1 protein-coding gene and 1 tRNA gene are annotated in these 1,645 nt (G+C 58.8%); both read left to right on the forward strand.

From position 1 onward, the window contains the following. Positions 1–673 (forward strand): GntR family transcriptional regulator (locus AC1DT3_RS20380; protein WP_477467028.1); only part of this gene is annotated, 673 nt, incomplete at its 5' end. Between the two features lie 311 nt (positions 674–984). Beyond that, a tRNA-Gln gene (locus AC1DT3_RS20385) sits at positions 985–1,058 on the forward strand. Positions 1,059–1,645 lie beyond the last annotated feature (587 nt).

Raw genomic sequence — 1,645 nt, forward strand, 5'->3', positions numbered from 1 at the left:
GCCTAGACCGGCAACGAAGACGATCAAGCACCGGACGATCGCTGCCGCCGTCGCCGAGGCTTTGCGACAGCGCATTCTCGACGGCGATTTCGCCGCCGGCTTCCAGCTTCGTCAGGACGCTTTGGCGGACGAATTCGGCGTCAGCCGGATCCCGGTACGCGAAGCGTTGATGCAACTCGAGGCCGAGGGCTTGGTGAAGATCGAGCCGCACAAGGGCGCCATCGTCTCGGAGCTTTCGACGCGCGAAATCGAGGAGCTTTTTGAGCTTCGCTCGCTGCTTGAACCGCGTCTGCTCAAGGAATCCGCCCCGCGGCTCACACAGGACGATTATGCGCGATTGAACGGCATTCTCGAAGAATACAGCGCTGAATTACGAGCGGCTCATGTGGGGCGCTGGGGCGAACTCAACACGGAGTTCCACATGCTGCTCTATCGCCACGCCGCGCGGCCGCGCTCGCTCGCGATCGTCGCCAACCTTCTTCAGGAATGTGACCGCCACACGCGCATCCAGCTCTCGCTGACCGGTGGAATGGAGCGCGCGGAAGACGAACACGCCGAATTGGTACGTTTGTGCGCGCAGGGCAAGGTCGGCGCAGCATGTACCCTTCTGAAGTCGCATATCGACCACGTCGATCGTTCGCTGCGAGCGTTCCTCCAAAAGAAGAATGTCTGACGCGACGACTACATTTTGCTCTCTGCGGGAACCGGCACCGCGTCTTATGGGCTTCGTGGAACCTCGGTCCTTGTGAGACGGCGGGCGGGCTACACGGCTCACGGTAGAGCGGTACACGCGGTTCATGGATCAAATGGACGTTGCGGAGGCCAACCGGAAGCGTTTTGAAATCGTCGCGGGCAGACGATGACTAGACTTGACCGAGAACAGAAAAGGACCTATCTCGCGCTCACCACCGGGCCGGAATTGTAAACTCCGCCCCCGATCTTGCAAACCGAGCGCTAAAGCTGAGGTTTCACAGATAGTTACGGTGGGGGATAGTTTAATGGTAGAACAGCGGACTCTGACTCCGCTAGTCTAGGTTCGAGTCCTAGTCCCCCAGCCAATTGCAAGCATTGAACAATTCGTCTTTGGCGGTATCGCGGGAAACGCGAGTTAGACACCATTTTCCCTGAAGTTAGACAATGCGTTCTCAGGATCCATACCGGCGTTCGTGCGGTCGATGGCATCGTTCTTGTTTTGTTCGAAACACACGCCCAGACCGGAAGAGCACGCTGATCCTACGATGAGACAGGTACTGAGATTCCCCGTATGACGCCCGCCAATACGCGGGCGTTCCGCGTCTCCAGCATCATCGCTGAATGCATTAAGCGAGGTGCTGTACGGGAACGGCCGGTAGACGCATCCCCTCCCCGCTGACATGGCCGTCCTAGACGTTGGCTGCGGCTCAAGTGCAGCAAGTGTAGCGGGAAGAATATCAGCGCACGCCCTGAGTGGACGCAGAGTCAAATCTCGAAGCGTTTCTATCCCCGGCATCGCTGCAACGAAAACCCCTCGCCGGACAGTACCGACGAGGGGAGCCGAGGAGTTTCAAACCACGAAAAAATCCCTGTAGGTCATCTTGAGGTTCTTCGAGAGCGTGGCGATCTGGATCTGCGCGGTCGCGCCGGTGCCGTCGGCGTCGTAGTAGAG

Source organism: Microvirga sp. P4_G7 (assembly GCF_056401005.1).